Source organism: Pyxidicoccus sp. M15, assembly GCF_056858435.1.
This window is the reverse complement of record NZ_CM166495.1, coordinates 12,461,023-12,475,152: the sequence shown is the minus strand read 5'-3', so window position 1 is coordinate 12,475,152 and position 14,130 is coordinate 12,461,023. Positions and strand designations below refer to the sequence as shown.

The window sequence follows — 14,130 nt, the reverse complement described above, 5'->3', positions numbered from 1 at the left end:
CCCTGAGGTGTCTGCCCCCGTACTCGTGAATGGGCGCGAGGATAGGGGGCTGTGGGGAATCAAACGCCTGTGCGGCAGTCCCTGTAAATGGGCGATAGCCAACAATGAAGTGTCAAGACCGCATACAATTTGCACATGACACGCAGTATCAACTGGCGGTGGTGGTTGGCCGCGTTCGCCTGGTGGGCCCTGTCGGGTCTGGCGGCCGCGAGCGAAGCCCACGACGTGGGAGGTGCCACCTGGGAGCACGCCCTGCGCACCTGGGGAAGCTCCAACCTCCTGTGGACGCCCATTACGATTGCCGTCCTGTGGTTCGGGCTGCGCTTTCCGCTGGAGCGGCGGCACCTGACCTCACGCGTCATGCTCCACGTGGCCGGTGCGCTCGCGGTGTCACTGTTCCGCGCGACGGTCATCTTCCTGACGGAGCCGTGGGTGGGTTGGTACAGCCAGCCGCCCGCGTTCCTCGACGTGCTCGCGCACGCGCTGCTCTACAACCCCTTCATCTACCTCACGATTCTCGGGGTGGCGCACGCCGTCTACTACGCCGACCAGGTCCGGCTGCGGGACACCCAGCTCGCCCGCGCGCAGCTGCACGTGCTCAAGGCGCAGCTCCATCCGCACTTCCTCTTCAACGCGCTCAACTCCATCTCCGCCCTGGTGCATCGGGACCCGCGCGGCAGTGAGCGGATGATTGCGCGGCTGAGCGCGCTGCTGCGCGGCACGCTCGACGCGGCCACCCGGGAGGAAGTCACCCTGCAGGAGGAGCTGCGCACCCTGCAGCTCTACCTGGACATCCAGGGGGTGCGCTTCGCAGACCGGCTGACGGTGACCCAGGACATCGCACCGGAGACGCTCGGTGCGCATGTGCCCCACCTTGTCCTCCAGCCCCTGGTGGAGAACGCCATCCAGCACGGCATCGCCCCGCGCTCCGCCCCGGGGACGGTGACGGTGGCCGCGCGCCGCGAGGGCCCCGCGCTCCTCCTGGAGGTGAGGGACGATGGCGTGGGCCTGAACGCCGCCCCTGCTCCCGCTCCCGCGCACGCGAGCAGCGGGAAGGGGCTGTGGATTACCCGCGAGCGCCTGCAGCAGCTCTACGGCACCGACCACCGGCTGGAGCTGCGGGGCGCGGCCGGCGGCGGCGCCTCGGTGACGCTCGCCATTCCCTTCCGCACGGTGCCATCCCCATGACGCCTCGGACGCGGGTGTTGATTGTCGATGACGAGCCGCTCGCCCGCGAGCGCCTCAAGGACCTCCTGTCCGAGGAAGCCGACATGGAAGTCATTGGCGAGTGCCGGGACGGCCGCGAGGCCATCGCGTCCATCGAGACGGCGCGTCCGGACCTCGTCTTCCTGGACGTGCAGATGCCCGCGCCCGACGGCTTCGGCGTCCTCCGCGCGGTGGCGCCCGAGAAGCTGCCCACCGTCGTCTTCGTCACGGCCCACCGCGACTTCGCGGTGCAGGCATTCGAGGCCAACGCGCTCGACTATCTGCTCAAGCCGTTCGACCAGGAGCGCTTCCGCGTGAGCCTCTCCCGGGCGCGGGAGCGGCGCCGCTCCCCGGCCACGGACTTGCTGGAGCGGCTCGAGTCACTCGCGCTCCCCCGGCCCCCGGCACAGGAGCGCTATGCGACGCGGCTCATCACCAAGGTGGGCTGGCGCATGCGCTTCCTCCGCGTCGAGGACATCGACTACCTGGAGGCGGAGGGCAACTACGTCTCCGTGCACATGGGGAAGCAGTCGTACCTCGCCCGGGAGACGATGAGCGCGCTGGAGGAGAAGCTGGACCCCGCGAAGTTCATGCGGGTCCACCGCTCGTTCATCGTGCGCCTGGACCGCATCGACGAGGTGGAGCCGCTTCCTCCGGGCGAGTACGTGCTGCTGCTGCGCGACGGCACGAAGCTCACCACCGGCCGGAGCTATCGCGCGCGGCTTCAACAGGCGCTCGACCTGCCCTCGTGAGGCGGGGCCGCATGCGCGGCTCCACCGTTCGTCCCCGGACCTCCACCGTTCGTCACATCGGCGTCGACCCCTGAGCGGGGCGGGGCGACTGTCTCCTCACAACCCAGGAGGCAGCGCATGCATCCGTCGCTCAAGCAGTGGTCCCTGTCCCTCATCCTCGCCACGTCGTCGGCCACCGTGGCGTGCAATCCCCCTGAGCCCGTCGTGGCGGACGAGGCGTGGCAACTGGACGAAGCCGCCGAGCCGCTGGGGCATGCGGCCTGCGAGCCGGGGGGCAGCCTCTTCGCGCCCGGGGAGATTTCCCTGCCGGAGCGCTCGGAGTACCGGCTCTCCATCTCCGCGGACGGGCGGACGGCGTACTACCACGTCGACCACGAGGCGCCGCCGTACCAGACCATCTACGTGACGCGCCTGGTGAATGGACACTGGACCCCTGGCGAGGTGGCGCCGTTCTCGGGGACGTACCAGGACTCGGACCCGTTCATCTCCCCGGACGGCCGGTCGCTCTACTTCTCGTCCATACGCCCGGTGAATGGCGTGCTGCGCGACGACACCGACCTCTACGTCGTGCGCCGCGTCGGGAGCGGGTGGGGGCCGGCCGAGCACCTGGGGCCCAACGTCAACTCCGTGCGGCAGGAGCTCTACGTGAGCGTGACGAACGACGGGACGCTGTACTACGCGAGCGGCACGTTCGACTCGGACTTCGAAATCTACCGCTCCGTGCGCACGAGGACGGGTTACGCGCTGCCGGAGAACCTGGGCCCTGGCGTGAACAGCCCGGACACGTGGGAGTACAACCCGTGGGTGTCTCCGGATGGGCGGCTGATGGTCTTCGCCACGCTCAACCGGCCGGACGGGTACGGGCTGGGCGACCTCTACGTGAGCTACAACCGCGGCGGCACCTGGTCCCAGGCCATCAACCTGGGCCCGGCGGTGAACACGGAGAAGGACGAGTTCCACCCCCTGGTGAGCCGTGACCTGCGCCAGCTCTACTTCGTGCGGCAGACGTGGAACCCGTTCGTTCCGTCCGACTTCTACCGGCTCGATACGCGCTGCCTGTTCCGCTGAGCCGTGACGGTGGGCGCCCACGCCCGCGGAGGTGTGGGCGCCTTCCCTTCGTTACCGGGCGACGCTGCACGGGAGCGTCTTGTACACCACGGCGGAGGCGACGCCGTTGGCGTCCACCGCGTAGGCCTCCACCTTGAGCGACCAGAGGTACTCGTCGCCGCGGTTGGGCGCGCGCGGGCAGTAGAAGAACTCGGTGCTGCCGCCCTGGTGCCAGCCGGTCACCCAGGTGCTGCCGTCCCAGTGGTGATACTCGGTGCTGTTCCAGTAGTACGTGTAGGGCCCGGGGCCGCTGCTGACGTTGTTCGTGAAGTCGGTGTCCCCCGAGCCGATGTCGCGGGTGAACGTCAGATAGGACGTGAGCGACTGCTCGCTGCTGCCGAGCTCGGGTGCCGTGCCCTCCTCCAGCGGCGGTGCGCCGCACGCGTACAGCGAGGCACTGACCACGACGAGGAGCGCCTGACGGGACAGAAGCTTCAGCATGGTGGGTTCTCCTGATGCACTTCGGAACCATGGACGGCAGGGAGGATGCGTCCGCCCGTTTCAGTCGAGGCGGTCCCAGGTGTCGTCGTCCTTCAAGACAAACACACCTCCACTCTGGAGGGAACACAGCCCCAGGTTCGCGGCGGAGAGGCGCACGCGGCAGGACGTGTCAGGCAATCGGCATGGCCCCTGGACTCCGGCACTGAGGGGCTACGCCTCGGGGTCGACCCGCTCCTGGCCGCGGCGCCGGCTCGCATCGCGGCGAAGTCGCCCTCGGTCATGACCGGCTCCGCTGGGGAACGCTCAGCCTGGCCGGTTGGCGGGAGCAGGCATGGCGGCTCGTGCGGGAGCCAGCGGTGGGCGCGGGTGGTGGGGACGTGGTTCGTCCTTCCACCTTCGGGAGGTGTCGAGGGACGTCAGATGGCGTCGCGCGTCCAGTCCTCGCGGCCGTAGCGCTCCGCGACGAGCACCTCCGCGCGGGCGCGCACGTGCGGCGCAATCGAGACGGAGGTCCATTGCGCGCCGAGGCTCTCGGTGAAGCCCTGCTTGAGAGCCTCCGCGGCCTCGGCGTGGCTGACTTCGCGGCCGGCGGCCTCCTTCAGGTCCATCATCGCTCCGCGAAGGCGCTCGGGCTCCAGGCCGAAGAGGCGTGCGTGCAGCGCGTAGTCCGTCACGAGCGGGAGCGCGCCGTGCTGCATGAATGCCCCGCGTTGCCGCCGCTGCGCGCTGCCCACGAGCTTGCGCCCGTTCACCTTCAGTTCCTTGAGGGCAGGGGTGAGGAAGCACGCGCCGCTGGCCAGGCTGCGCTCGGGCCGCGAGGGCTCCAGGTCGGCTCGGACGCCGAAGCGGCTCGCGAGGCCGGTGGCGATGGCCTCCGACAGCAGGGTGTAGTTCTGCTCGATGCTGTCGGTGAACGGCGCGCCGACGCGGGCGATGAAGCTGTAGGTCAGCTCTCCGTGGTGCAGCACGCCCGAGCCGCCTGTCACCCGGCGTACCAGCTCGAGCCCCTGCTCCTGCGCCGCGGCCGCATCGACGCTCGCATAGGACTGCGTTCGGCCGAGGCTGAGGCAGCCGGGACGGAAGACATAGAGGCGCAGGGTGGGGACGAAGTCTGCCCGCGCGCAGGCGTCATCGAGCAGCGCCTCGTCGAGCGCCATCTGCCAGGAGCCCGGGGACTCCTCGAGAGGCTCGATGACGTTCCATGCGTGGGGCGCTTCGGCGGGGATGGACGGAGACATGGGGGCATCCTCTCCACTTCGGTCGGGAACGCAATGCCAGCGGCGGGACGCTCCCGGTGGGGCTTCCCCGGGATGCCAGGTGGCCGGAAGGAACGTTCCTTCCACCGGGGGCGGTGCCGACGCTGGGGCTGGATGGAATGCTCATTTCCGTCGAGCGAGCCGCGCCAGCGCCGGGTGACAGGGAGGAACGTTCGTTCCGCGCGACAGGCCGCCGCCCGGACACCGGAGGCTTGGAAGGAACGCTCATTCCGTCCGGCAGGCCGCTGCCCGGACACCGGAGGCTTGGAAGGAACGCTCATTCCGCGCGACAGGCCGCCGCCCGGACACCGGTGGCTTGGAAGGAACGCTCATTCCGCCAGGGACTGTGCCGAGGTCGGGCGGCAGGAAGGAACGTTCCTTCCCCGCTGCGGGCCGGGTGGCAGGTGACGGCGCGCTCACAGCGCCGCAGCGAACCTCGCGGCGATGGGGGCGGCGACCCGGCCGCCCACGCCTCCGCCCTCCACCAGGACGGCGAAGGCGATGCCATTGCGGAAGCCGATGAACCACGCGTGCGTGGGCAGCGGGGGGACCGTGCCGAACTCCGCGGTGCCCGTCTTGCCGGCGAGCTCCGGTACTCCCGCAGCCGACCGGCCCGTGCCCTCGGTGACGACGGACCGCATCAGCAGATTCAGCGCTCCCCGGGTGCCGTCCGCCAGCGACGCGCTCGGCCCGTCGTCCAGGTCCGTGACGAGGTAGGGCGCGCGCCACCGGCCCGACTCGGCCGCCGCGGCGACGGAGGCCAGGTGCAGCGGCGTGGCCAGCACCCGTCCCTGGCCGATGGCCGCGGCGGCCAGTTCGACGGCGTCGCGCGGCGCGGGGAAGGTGCCGCCGGAGGAGGGAAGCCCCGGGTGGTACTCCACGTCGAAGCCGAAGCGACGGGCCGCCTCGCCGAGCGCCCCACCGCCGAGGCTCGTGGACAGCAGCACGAAGGCGGTGTTGCACGAGTGCGCGAAGGCTCCGCGCAGCGTGGTGGCTCCAAGCGCCTCGCCCTCGAAGTTGCGGAAGGACTTCCCATTCACCGCCACCGTGGGCGGGCAGGGGGCCGGAGCATTCACATCCATGCCCCGCGCGAGCAGTGCCTCCGTGGTGACGACCTTGAAGGTGGAGCCCGGCGGGTAGCGGCCGGTGAGCGCCCGGTGCAGCGGCTGTGAGAGCGGACGGCTGGCGATGGCCAGGACCGCGCCCGTCTCGCTGTCCACCGCGACCAGCGCCGCCGGCTGCGCCACGCCTTCGAGCGCAGCCTCCGCGGCCGTCTGCAGCGCGGGGCGCAGCGTGGTGGTCAGCGGCGTGCCCTGCTTCCCCTCGAAGCGGTAGAGGACCTGCGCCTCTCCCGACGGGCGCGTGAGGAGCACCTCGCCCGAGGGCGTTCCCGCGAGCTGCGGCTCGAAGGCCCGCTCCAGCCCGGACAGGCCCACGATGTCTCCGGGCTGGTACAGCGGGCCCAGCTGCGCGAGCAGCTCGGCCGTCACCTCGCCCACGCGGCCAAGGGTGTGAGACGCGAAGCCCTCCGACGGAGACAGCCGGGCCGTCTTCTTGCGGAAGAAGATGCCGGGCACGGGCGCCAGCGCGGGGCGCACGAGCTGGTAGCGCTCGGGGCGCACGTCGATGAGGGGCACGAAGCGCTCGGCCGGGCCCGCTGCGTTCAGGACCTTCTCCACGCGCGCCGGGTCCACCTCGAGCTGCGCCTGGAGCGCGGAGGTGACGTCGGCGCGGTCGCGCACGCGCGACGGGTCCACGCCGATGGTGATGACCTCTCCGACGTGGGTGAGCGGCTCGCCGTACGCGTCCAGCAGGGGGGCCCGCTCCAACCACGTCCGGGTGCGCGAGAAGCGGTCGCCCTCGCGCGCCTGCGGGTGGAGCACCGCGGGAGTCCACCGTACCAGCCAGCGCCCCTCGCGGCGCACGAAGGGCAGTGTGCCCTCCAGCTCCCACTCACCGAGCCCGCGCAGCACGTGGACGGCGCGGAAGGTGGCCGTCGCGCTCTCTCCGTCGCGCTCGACGCGGCCGAGCTCGAAGCGGGAGGAGACGACGCGCAGCCCGTCGCGGAAGCGCTGGTGTTGCTCCTCGAAGTTCGCCGGCGGCCCGGCCACCGCGCGCTTCAAGGCGGCCATGTCGCTCGACGTCCACGCCCGCAGGTACGCCTCGGCCTCGTCCACCGGCCCGTCCGCGGGCCTGCCGCGCACGGTGGCGCAGGCCGACAGCAGCAGGGACAGCGCGACGCCGACTCCAACCCTCCACCCTCGCCAGGACATGCGGCGCACTCTGCTGCGCGGAAGTCACGGCGTCACGCACGAAGGAGGCACCGCCGCCGCCATGGCACACGCGGTGTGTCTCCCTCCTCACGGAGGGAGACAGCGCTGCGCGCCTCAGTTCGCGGTGAAGGTCGTGTCGTTCCGGTAGAGCAGCGTCTGTGACCAGTCGGCCGTGTAGACCAGCGTGTCCACGCGGTACGTCCCGGCGGGGCTGGACGTGGGAATGGTGAAGGCCGTGCTGTACGTGCGCGTCTGCCCCGCGGTGAAGGCCTGGGCCGTGTAGCTCTGCGACGTGATGAGCGCGGAGTTGGAGGCGGAGCGAATCTCGTACTTCACCACCAGCGTCCGGGCGGTGGAGGAGGAGACGGACGCGACCACCTGGAAGCCCTGGCCGCGCGTCACCGTCGCCGGGCTCACCGTGGCCCGCGTCGTCGAGACGACGGGAGTCTGGCTGGCGAAGTGGTTCTTGAACACGGCCGCGGCGTTGGGGAACTCGGTCTGGAACGTGTGGCCGCCGCTGCTGTCCACGTTGGAGAGCTGGTGGTGCCCGTCGCCCGCCTGGACGTCGAAGTAGGAGTGGTAGCCCACGTTGTTGGCCGTGTTGAAGATGAAGGCTAGCATCTGCTGGACGTAGTACGTGTTGTCGCCGCCGCCCGTGGTCGCCGCGTCATTCACGCCCCACTCGGGGACGGAGAGCCGCTTGCCGTGGGACTGGGCGAAGGTGCGGAACTTCGTCAGCGCCGGAGCGAACTGGATGTCCCAGTTCTGCTTCCACCGGTCCAGCTGGCACGTGCCCGTGCAGCCGGCCGGAATCGGGTAGCGCCCATTCCAGCCCTGGTCGTACAGGTCGAACCCGATGTAGTCGACGTACGCGTCACCCGGGTACGTCGCGGCCAGGTCGCCCGAGGCGATGTCGTAGTTGGGGTTCCAGTCGAACTCGAACCCGGCGGACGGCTGCGCGGCGCGCATGGCCGTCACGATGTTGCGGAAGCACGCGGCGAAGTTCGCCTGCTGCCCGTTGCCCGAGTACCACGGCATCCAGCTCCCGCTGAACTCCCAGCCCAGGCGGAGGATGCTTCGCTGGAGCCCATTGGCCACCAGGTTGTTGGCCAGGTTCCGGAAGCGGAAGTCGTAGAGCCCCTGCGCGCACTGGGCCAGCGAGCCCTGCCCGGTGGGGAACATGGCCACCGAGTAGTTGAGCCGCCGCCCCGCCTTCGCGCGCACCCAGGCGCCCCAGGACTGGAGCTGCCAGGTGGGGTTCTCGATGTTGGCCCAGCCGTCCTTCGCCTGGTGGCCCTGGCCCAGGGTGACGTCGTAGCCGAGCCAGCTCGAGTAGGCGTTGACGGCGTTCGGCTGGGAGTAGACCTCGCCACGGTAGACACCTGTCAGCGGCGCGGCCGGGGCGCCAAGGGCCACCAGCGAGGTGACGACGAAGGCGAGGACGTTTCTGGAGTGCGGGCTCATGGCGGTGCGGGTCTTCCGGAAGAGGTGAAGTCCTGCGACGCGCGAAGACGCGGCGACTCCGGGCGTGGCGCGCTTCACGCCCGGAGCCTCCGTGCGGCGTGCTAGTTCGGGGTCCAGCACCTGTAGCTCTTCGTCACCTCGTTCGACACGTAGCTGTTCGCGTCGACGATGCGGAACCGGATGTACTTCGTCCAGTACGTCCCGTACGTGTAGAGGCCGAACTGGCAGTAGTCGTTGTACGAGGTGGTGCCGTTGTACCAGTAGGGGCTCGTCGAGCCGCCTCCGAAGTCATCCACCACCTGCCACTGGTACGTGTACGGCGTCACCCCGTTGGCGCCGCTGCCGGAGCACGAGACGTTCGTCCCCACCTTCGTGCAACCCATCGTCGCCGTCGGGGGAAGAATGTCGAAGGCGGCGACGGTGTCGCCCGTACCGGCCGCCTCCTGTCCGGCCTCCTCACCGGCGAGGGGCTCGCCACAGGCACCGAGCAGGGCTGCCGCCGACACGAGCACGGCCCCGAACTGAAGGTGCTTCACGACACGCTGGATGGACATGGGTTTCTCCTGCGGATGCGGTTGGTGCGGCGAACCCAGTATCCCCGAGATACAGGTAAAACAGAACTACCTGTAAAAGTACGCTCCTGGTGGCTGAAGCGCGCGATGAAGACGTCGTACGCGCCGAATCCGCCCTGCGCGGTGAGGGACACGCCGGTGACGTGGGACTCCGCGTGAGTGCCGCAACCGCGTCACCGGGCGCAGATGCAATCCAGTGGCGCGAGAATGCGACACCCATGTCCGGAGGGCCGTCCCCACCTGTGCAGCGCGGTGCACGACCCACGCGTGGAGCGCGTGGGTTGCACCCGGAGCGCGGAAGGCACGTGGCTTGCTCTTCCCGCTCGCGGTGGTCGGCCGAGCCCACCGTGTAGGAGCTGTCGCATGAAGAGGCGTGTCGCTGCGTTCACCTTGCTCTGGCTGTCGTTGCTGGCTCCGGGCGTCGTCTGGGCAGAAGGCCGCGCGTTTGATTTCACCGGGGCCTCGCGGTCCGCGCGCCTGCTGGACACGCGCACGCCGTGGGCGGGGAGCGGCCACGTCCGCGCGCTCTCACCGGTGGACGTCACCGTCACCACGACGAGCCCGGACGTCCCCATGCACCTCTGGCTGGTGCCCCTCATCCTCACCGGGACGGGATTCCTCGGAGGCGTCGCGCTCTGTATCTATGGAAGCATGGACTCGTCGAGGAGCGTGGGCTGCGGCCGCGTCCTGCTGATGGGGACGGGCCTGGGCCTCCTGCTCGGCATGGGCTACCTCGAGGCGGTCGGCTGCTCCGAGGAGGGGGCGGACTGCTCCTCCACGTGCACCGAGGACGGTGCGGACTGTAGCGGGGACGAGGCCGTGAAGGGCTCCCGGGCACGCGCGGCCCTGAGCGGCGCGCGCCGCAAGCTCACGCAGGGCGCGCCGCGGGGCCTGCCGCTGGGGCTCGCTCCGACGATGGGGTTCGTCAACGACAGGGCCGTCTTCGGGCTGGGCGGCCGCTTCTGACGGGAGCGGCCTACTCGAACAGGGAGACCTCTCCCAGCTTCCACAGCCGGCCCTTCCACGTCCCGTCCCCGTCCTCCGGCATGACGTACAGCCGCACGTAGCGCACCGGCAGCTCCCCGGTGAGGGGCGCGTCGAGGAAGACGGGCGGCGTCCAGAGGTCCATCGGCCTGTCGAAGGGGCTGTCGGTGGCGGTGTCCCGCAGGCCGAAGTCCAGGAGTTGCCGGTGCGGGTTCTCCACGTGATTCACCTGGACGAAGCTCCCCAGCTGCGTCCACGTCCCGCCGTCCACGCTGCCCTCCAGCACCAGCCGCATGCGGGCCATGTCGTCGAGCGTCGTCTCCAGGTCGCGCACCACCAGCCTGCGCAGGCGCGTGGGGGCGTCCAGGGTGAAGGTCAGCACCTCCACGCCGCCATCGAAGATGCTCTCGTCGCTCGACGGGCGCGTCACCACGCTCTCGAGCTTCCCATCCGTGTAGGGACACGGGCGGTCCACGGGGCCCGCGTTGCACGGCCTGCCCCGGCTCACGGGCCGCAGGGCGCCTGCAGGCAGGGCGACGCGCGGGCTTCGCCACTCCAGGCGGAACGTCAGCGAGCTGGGCTCGGCGAGCAGCGGCTCGAAGTACCACTGGCCCGCGCTGGCCGCGCGGACCTGGGCCTCCACTCCGTCGAAGTCCTCCAGCACGTAGGGGCTGGGAGTCCAGGGAGAGGTGGCCGCCACCTGCTGCCACACCAGCCCGTCACCGCCCACGAGCTGCACCACCGGCTCGGGGGTGCTGGGAAGGGCGGTGATGGGGTCCTCGGGGCTGCCCACGAAGACCTGCGGCAGCGTTGCGGAGGGAGGCAGCTCCGGCACGGGCGGCGCCGCGGCGAAGGTCAGCGAGGGCCCGTCGCCCACCGCGACGCCCGAGGCCCACGGCTGGAGCGGTGGCAGCTCCACGTCATCGTCGGCGACGAAGGCGACGAAGACGCCGCTGCCGTCCGCTTCGAGGGGCGGGTACACGCGGAAGCGGTGCCACAGGGTGCCGTAGTAGCCGCTCTCCTCCACATAGGCCTCCGAGGTGAGGTCCTGGGACAGGGCCTCCAGCGTGAAGCGTCCCGAGGCCTCCGTGGTGCCCTCCGAGAACGGCTCGTACTTCCACACGCGGCCCTCCACGTAGCTGGGGCCTCCGGGCAGGTGGTCGAAGCTGTCCAGCGCGCGCTCCAGGCGCAGCGGCGTGCCGCCGGCCGGTGAGCCGTCCGGGTGCTTCACCTGGCCGTACATGAAGATGGGGTCCTCCGGCATCCGATTACAGCCGGTGACGAGGAGCGCAATCAGGGGCAGGGACGAAGCGCGCATGTCAGTAGGTCCCCTTCAGGCCGAGCATGGGAAGGATGACGGGCAGGCGCAGCGGCTCGCGCACCGGGCCCGAGGTGTCCAGGCGGTAGTCGTAGCCGAACGTCTCCCACTGGGCGGAGATGTTGAGCACATCCAGGTACGCGTCGAGCGTGAAGTCCTCCATGGCCCACGACTTCGCGGCGCGGAAGTCCACGCGGAAGAAGCTGCCCAGCCGCTCGACGCGGTCCTCGTCCACGCGCACCCACCGCGGGTTTCCGGCGGGGTCCGTCACCAGGCGGTGCGTCTGCGTGGACACCTGCCCGGACTCGGGCCGGCCGGTGTTGAAGTGCACCACCGTGCCGAACGTCCACGTGTCGAACTTGTAGCTGAGCGCGGCGTTGAGGACGTGCGCCTGCTCGAAGGCGAAGGGCAGGGTGCCCTCCACCGTCTCGATGACGCGGTTGTCATCCCCGTACCGTTCGATGCGCACGCGGCGCCGGCTCTGGAGGAAGCTGTACGAGGCCCAGCCGAACCAGTTGCCGCCCAGCGGGTGGCGCGCCATCAGCTCGAAGCCGTAGGCGTAGCCGGTGGTGGCGGGGTCCTCGCCCAGGCTGCCCCGGCGTCGGTTCTCCGCGACCTCCAGGACATCGAACTCCACCGCGCGCGACAGTGGGTTGTAGAAGACGTCGCCGCTCACCTCCAGCCCCTCCCTGGCCTTCCACTCGGCGCCCACGTCGAACTGCGCGCCGGCCTGGAGGCCGTAGCGCAGGCCGGCGGTGTCCAGCGCGGGCACGTGCAGCAGCACGGTGGGCGGCTGGTGGAAGAGGCCCGCGCCGCCCTTGAGGACCAGGGCGTCCGTGAGCTGGTGGCGCACGGTGAGGCGCGGCTCCACGGTGGTGTGGGTGATGCCGGGCACCAGGTGGTACGCGTCCACGCGCACGCCGGGCTGCACGAGCCAGGTCTCCGCGGGTCGCCATGTGGCCGTCGCGTACGCGCCGGAGAAGGTGGCCAGCGACGAGGGACTCTTCAGCGGGTCTCCCGTCACGCCGGGCTGCTGGCCGGGGGCCACGGCGGTGCCGGTGATGACGGTGGCGGCACGCCGGTGCTCCACGTCGCCGCCCACGGCCACCTCCAGCGTGTCGGAGAGGTGGCGCTTCCAGCCCGCGCGCACGGAGTACGTCGTCTGGGCCAGCCCGTACTCGCCCGCGTCCCTCACCCCCAGCGCGCCGCCCGCGTCGAGCACCGTCTCCTGGCCGGCGAAGGCCATCGTGTCCCAGCCCACCGTGAAGCCCACCTCCGCCTCGCCTCCCGCCCACGGGTGCGTGCCGCGCAGGTCCACCCGGTGGAAGCGGGACACGATGCTCCCACCCGTGTTGCCCTCCCACTCCATGGACGGGCTCGAGCCCACGTCATCCGAGCTTCCCAGGGCGAAGAGCCGCACCCGCCCCTCGCCCACCTTCTGCTCCACGCGCGCCTGGTAGTCGTAGAAGGTGGCGTGCAGCTTCTCCGACTGCGCATGGGAGACCAGCCGCTGGCCCAGTCCAATCAGGAGTCCCGTGTAGCTGACGCGACCCGCGACGCTGACGGAGGTGCCCGTCTTCTCGAAGGGGTACTCGATGAAGCCGCCGCTGTTGATGAGGTCCGCGTACGCGGTGAAGTGCAGCCGGTCCTCGCGGGGCCGTGAGAGGCGTCCCTCCACCGCGCCCCCCAGGAGGCGGCCGAACTGCACCGGCGGCGTGCCCGGGTAGAAGTCCACGGTGTCGATGAAGTCCGGGTGCACCACGGCCGGCCCCAGCAGCAGGTGGTACAGCATGGGGATGCGCACGCCATCGAGGAAGAAGCCGGTGGCCGCCGGCTGGCTGCCGCGCACCACCGGGTAGCTCACGCCCGAGGCGATGCTGCCCACGCCCGGCATCAGCATGACGACGCGGAACGGGTCTCCCAGCGTGCCGGGCACCTCGCGAAGCTCCTGCTCGTGCAGGCTGATGCGGGTGACTTCCGTGCGCGGCCGCTCGTCGCGCACCACCGTCTCGTAGGGATTCACGCGGCCGGGTTGCAGGCGGTAGACGACCTGCACGGACTGGCCCTGCGTCACCGTCTCCTCGAACGTCGCCGACTGGTGGCCGGGCGCGCGCACCTCCACGCGGTGGGAGCCGGGAGGGACTTCCAGCGTGAAGCGCCCCCGCGCGTCCACGGTGCCCGCGGGCTCGGTGCTGCCGTCGAGGAAGAGGGTGGCGTCGGCGAGGGGCCGGCGCGTGCCCCGGGCGCGCACCTCGCCCGTCAGGTGCGCGGTGGCCGCGGGCACCTGGACGGGCGGCGCGAAGCGGTAGACGAAGGGCAGGCGCACCGCCACCGATGTGCCGCCCAGCGTGGCCGGGGTGAAGCGCAGGCCGGGCGCGGCCTTCAGCGCGGCCTCGGTGAGGCGAGGCTCGTCCGGGGCCCGCACCACCTTCACCTCTGCCACCGCGCCCTGCGCGTCCACGAGCAATTCCAGCGTCACCTCGCCGGGCGTGCCCTCCAGCCCTTCGGGCCACGCGGCGGGGGACTCCGTCACCAGCGTGGGCGGCACCAGCTCGCCGGAGGTGAGGCCCAGGTGCTCGGCGTCCTCGGCGGACACGGACGTACCCGCGTCGGTGGCCTGGACGTCCACCTCCACCGCGCGGTGCTCGCTGGCGGGAGAGGGCACGCCCTGGGCACCCGCGACGCCGGGCCCCCGCGCCACGAGGAGCAGGACGAGAAGGCAGAAGCGTTGCGGTCGCATCACACGCACCAACACCG

Annotated in this window: 11 protein-coding genes; 4 read left to right on the top strand and 7 right to left on the bottom strand. The window is 70.9% G+C overall.

Features of this window, described 5'->3' with window-relative positions; all coding sequences use genetic code 11:
- Window positions 1-135 precede the first annotated feature (135 nt).
- The 3 genes from ACX9TP_RS46545 to ACX9TP_RS46535 all read left to right on the top strand — a co-directional run bounded on the left by ACX9TP_RS46545 (window position 136) and on the right by ACX9TP_RS46535 (window position 3,026).
- Window positions 136-1,188 (top strand): sensor histidine kinase, encoded by a 1,053-nt coding sequence (locus ACX9TP_RS46545; protein ID WP_482977176.1) that lies wholly within the window; start codon window positions 136-138, stop codon window positions 1,186-1,188.
- Window positions 1,185-1,958: a LytR/AlgR family response regulator transcription factor gene (locus tag ACX9TP_RS46540; protein WP_482977175.1), complete on the top strand. Its 774-nt coding sequence runs from the start codon at window positions 1,185-1,187 to the stop codon at window positions 1,956-1,958. Before ACX9TP_RS46545 ends, ACX9TP_RS46540 begins: the two co-directional genes overlap by 4 nt.
- A 117-nt stretch (window positions 1,959-2,075) precedes the next feature.
- The gene (locus tag ACX9TP_RS46535) at window positions 2,076-3,026 is read left to right on the top strand and encodes a TolB family protein (RefSeq protein ID WP_482977174.1); all 951 of its coding nucleotides are present in this window, start codon (window positions 2,076-2,078) and stop codon (window positions 3,024-3,026) included.
- Window positions 3,027-3,077: 51 nt separating this feature from the next.
- Here ACX9TP_RS46535 and ACX9TP_RS46530 read toward each other — a convergent pair whose 3' ends face one another.
- From ACX9TP_RS46530 to ACX9TP_RS46510, 5 genes are all read right to left on the bottom strand, one after another.
- Window positions 3,078-3,506, bottom strand: a complete 429-nt coding sequence (locus ACX9TP_RS46530) for a hypothetical protein (RefSeq protein ID WP_482977173.1) — start codon at window positions 3,504-3,506, stop codon at window positions 3,078-3,080.
- Window positions 3,507-3,922: 416 nt separating this feature from the next.
- Entirely contained in the window at window positions 3,923-4,744 is an 822-nt protein-coding gene (locus tag ACX9TP_RS46525; protein ID WP_482977172.1) for a lipoate--protein ligase family protein, read from the bottom strand.
- A 434-nt stretch (window positions 4,745-5,178) separates the two neighbouring features.
- Complete coding sequence (locus ACX9TP_RS46520) at window positions 5,179-7,035, bottom strand: penicillin-binding transpeptidase domain-containing protein (RefSeq protein WP_482977171.1); 1,857 nt, start codon at window positions 7,033-7,035, stop codon at window positions 5,179-5,181.
- Window positions 7,036-7,149: 114 nt separating this feature from the next.
- Window positions 7,150-8,499, bottom strand: a complete 1,350-nt coding sequence (locus ACX9TP_RS46515) for a glycoside hydrolase family 26 protein (protein WP_482977170.1) — start codon at window positions 8,497-8,499, stop codon at window positions 7,150-7,152.
- Between the two features lie 101 nt (window positions 8,500-8,600).
- On the bottom strand, window positions 8,601-9,053 hold the full coding sequence (locus ACX9TP_RS46510) for a hypothetical protein (protein WP_482977169.1): 453 nt from the start codon (window positions 9,051-9,053) through the stop codon (window positions 8,601-8,603).
- Window positions 9,054-9,434: 381 nt separating this feature from the next.
- Between ACX9TP_RS46510 and ACX9TP_RS46505 the strand changes: the two genes are divergently transcribed.
- Window positions 9,435-10,037 (top strand): hypothetical protein, encoded by a 603-nt coding sequence (locus ACX9TP_RS46505; RefSeq protein ID WP_482977168.1) that lies wholly within the window; start codon window positions 9,435-9,437, stop codon window positions 10,035-10,037.
- A 10-nt stretch (window positions 10,038-10,047) separates the two neighbouring features.
- Here the strand turns inward: ACX9TP_RS46505 and ACX9TP_RS46500 are convergent, their stop codons facing one another.
- Both ACX9TP_RS46500 and ACX9TP_RS46495 read right to left on the bottom strand, forming a co-directional pair.
- Window positions 10,048-11,373, bottom strand: a complete 1,326-nt coding sequence (locus tag ACX9TP_RS46500) for a hypothetical protein (RefSeq protein WP_482977167.1) — start codon at window positions 11,371-11,373, stop codon at window positions 10,048-10,050.
- Between the two features lies 1 nt (window position 11,374).
- Window positions 11,375-14,113, bottom strand: a complete 2,739-nt coding sequence (locus tag ACX9TP_RS46495) for a TonB-dependent receptor domain-containing protein (RefSeq protein ID WP_482977166.1) — start codon at window positions 14,111-14,113, stop codon at window positions 11,375-11,377.
- Window positions 14,114-14,130 lie beyond the last annotated feature (17 nt).

Excerpts from the sequence above, each read along its gene's own strand:
- ACX9TP_RS46495 (WP_482977166.1), bottom strand. The coding sequence starts at position 14,113 with ATGCGACCGCAACGCTTCTGCCTTCTCGTCCTGCTCCTCGTGGCGCGG.
- ACX9TP_RS46525 (WP_482977172.1), bottom strand. The coding sequence starts at position 4,744 with ATGTCTCCGTCCATCCCCGCCGAAGCGCCCCACGCATGGAACGTCATC.
- ACX9TP_RS46515 (WP_482977170.1), bottom strand. The coding sequence starts at position 8,499 with ATGAGCCCGCACTCCAGAAACGTCCTCGCCTTCGTCGTCACCTCGCTG.
- ACX9TP_RS46520 (WP_482977171.1), bottom strand. The coding sequence starts at position 7,035 with ATGTCCTGGCGAGGGTGGAGGGTTGGAGTCGGCGTCGCGCTGTCCCTG.
- ACX9TP_RS46530 (WP_482977173.1), bottom strand. The coding sequence starts at position 3,506 with ATGCTGAAGCTTCTGTCCCGTCAGGCGCTCCTCGTCGTGGTCAGTGCC.
- ACX9TP_RS46540 (WP_482977175.1), top strand. The coding sequence starts at position 1,185 with ATGACGCCTCGGACGCGGGTGTTGATTGTCGATGACGAGCCGCTCGCC.
- ACX9TP_RS46510 (WP_482977169.1), bottom strand. The coding sequence starts at position 9,053 with ATGTCCATCCAGCGTGTCGTGAAGCACCTTCAGTTCGGGGCCGTGCTC.
- ACX9TP_RS46545 (WP_482977176.1), top strand. The coding sequence starts at position 136 with ATGACACGCAGTATCAACTGGCGGTGGTGGTTGGCCGCGTTCGCCTGG.
- ACX9TP_RS46505 (WP_482977168.1), top strand. The coding sequence starts at position 9,435 with ATGAAGAGGCGTGTCGCTGCGTTCACCTTGCTCTGGCTGTCGTTGCTG.
- ACX9TP_RS46500 (WP_482977167.1), bottom strand. The coding sequence starts at position 11,373 with ATGCGCGCTTCGTCCCTGCCCCTGATTGCGCTCCTCGTCACCGGCTGT.
- ACX9TP_RS46535 (WP_482977174.1), top strand. The coding sequence starts at position 2,076 with ATGCATCCGTCGCTCAAGCAGTGGTCCCTGTCCCTCATCCTCGCCACG.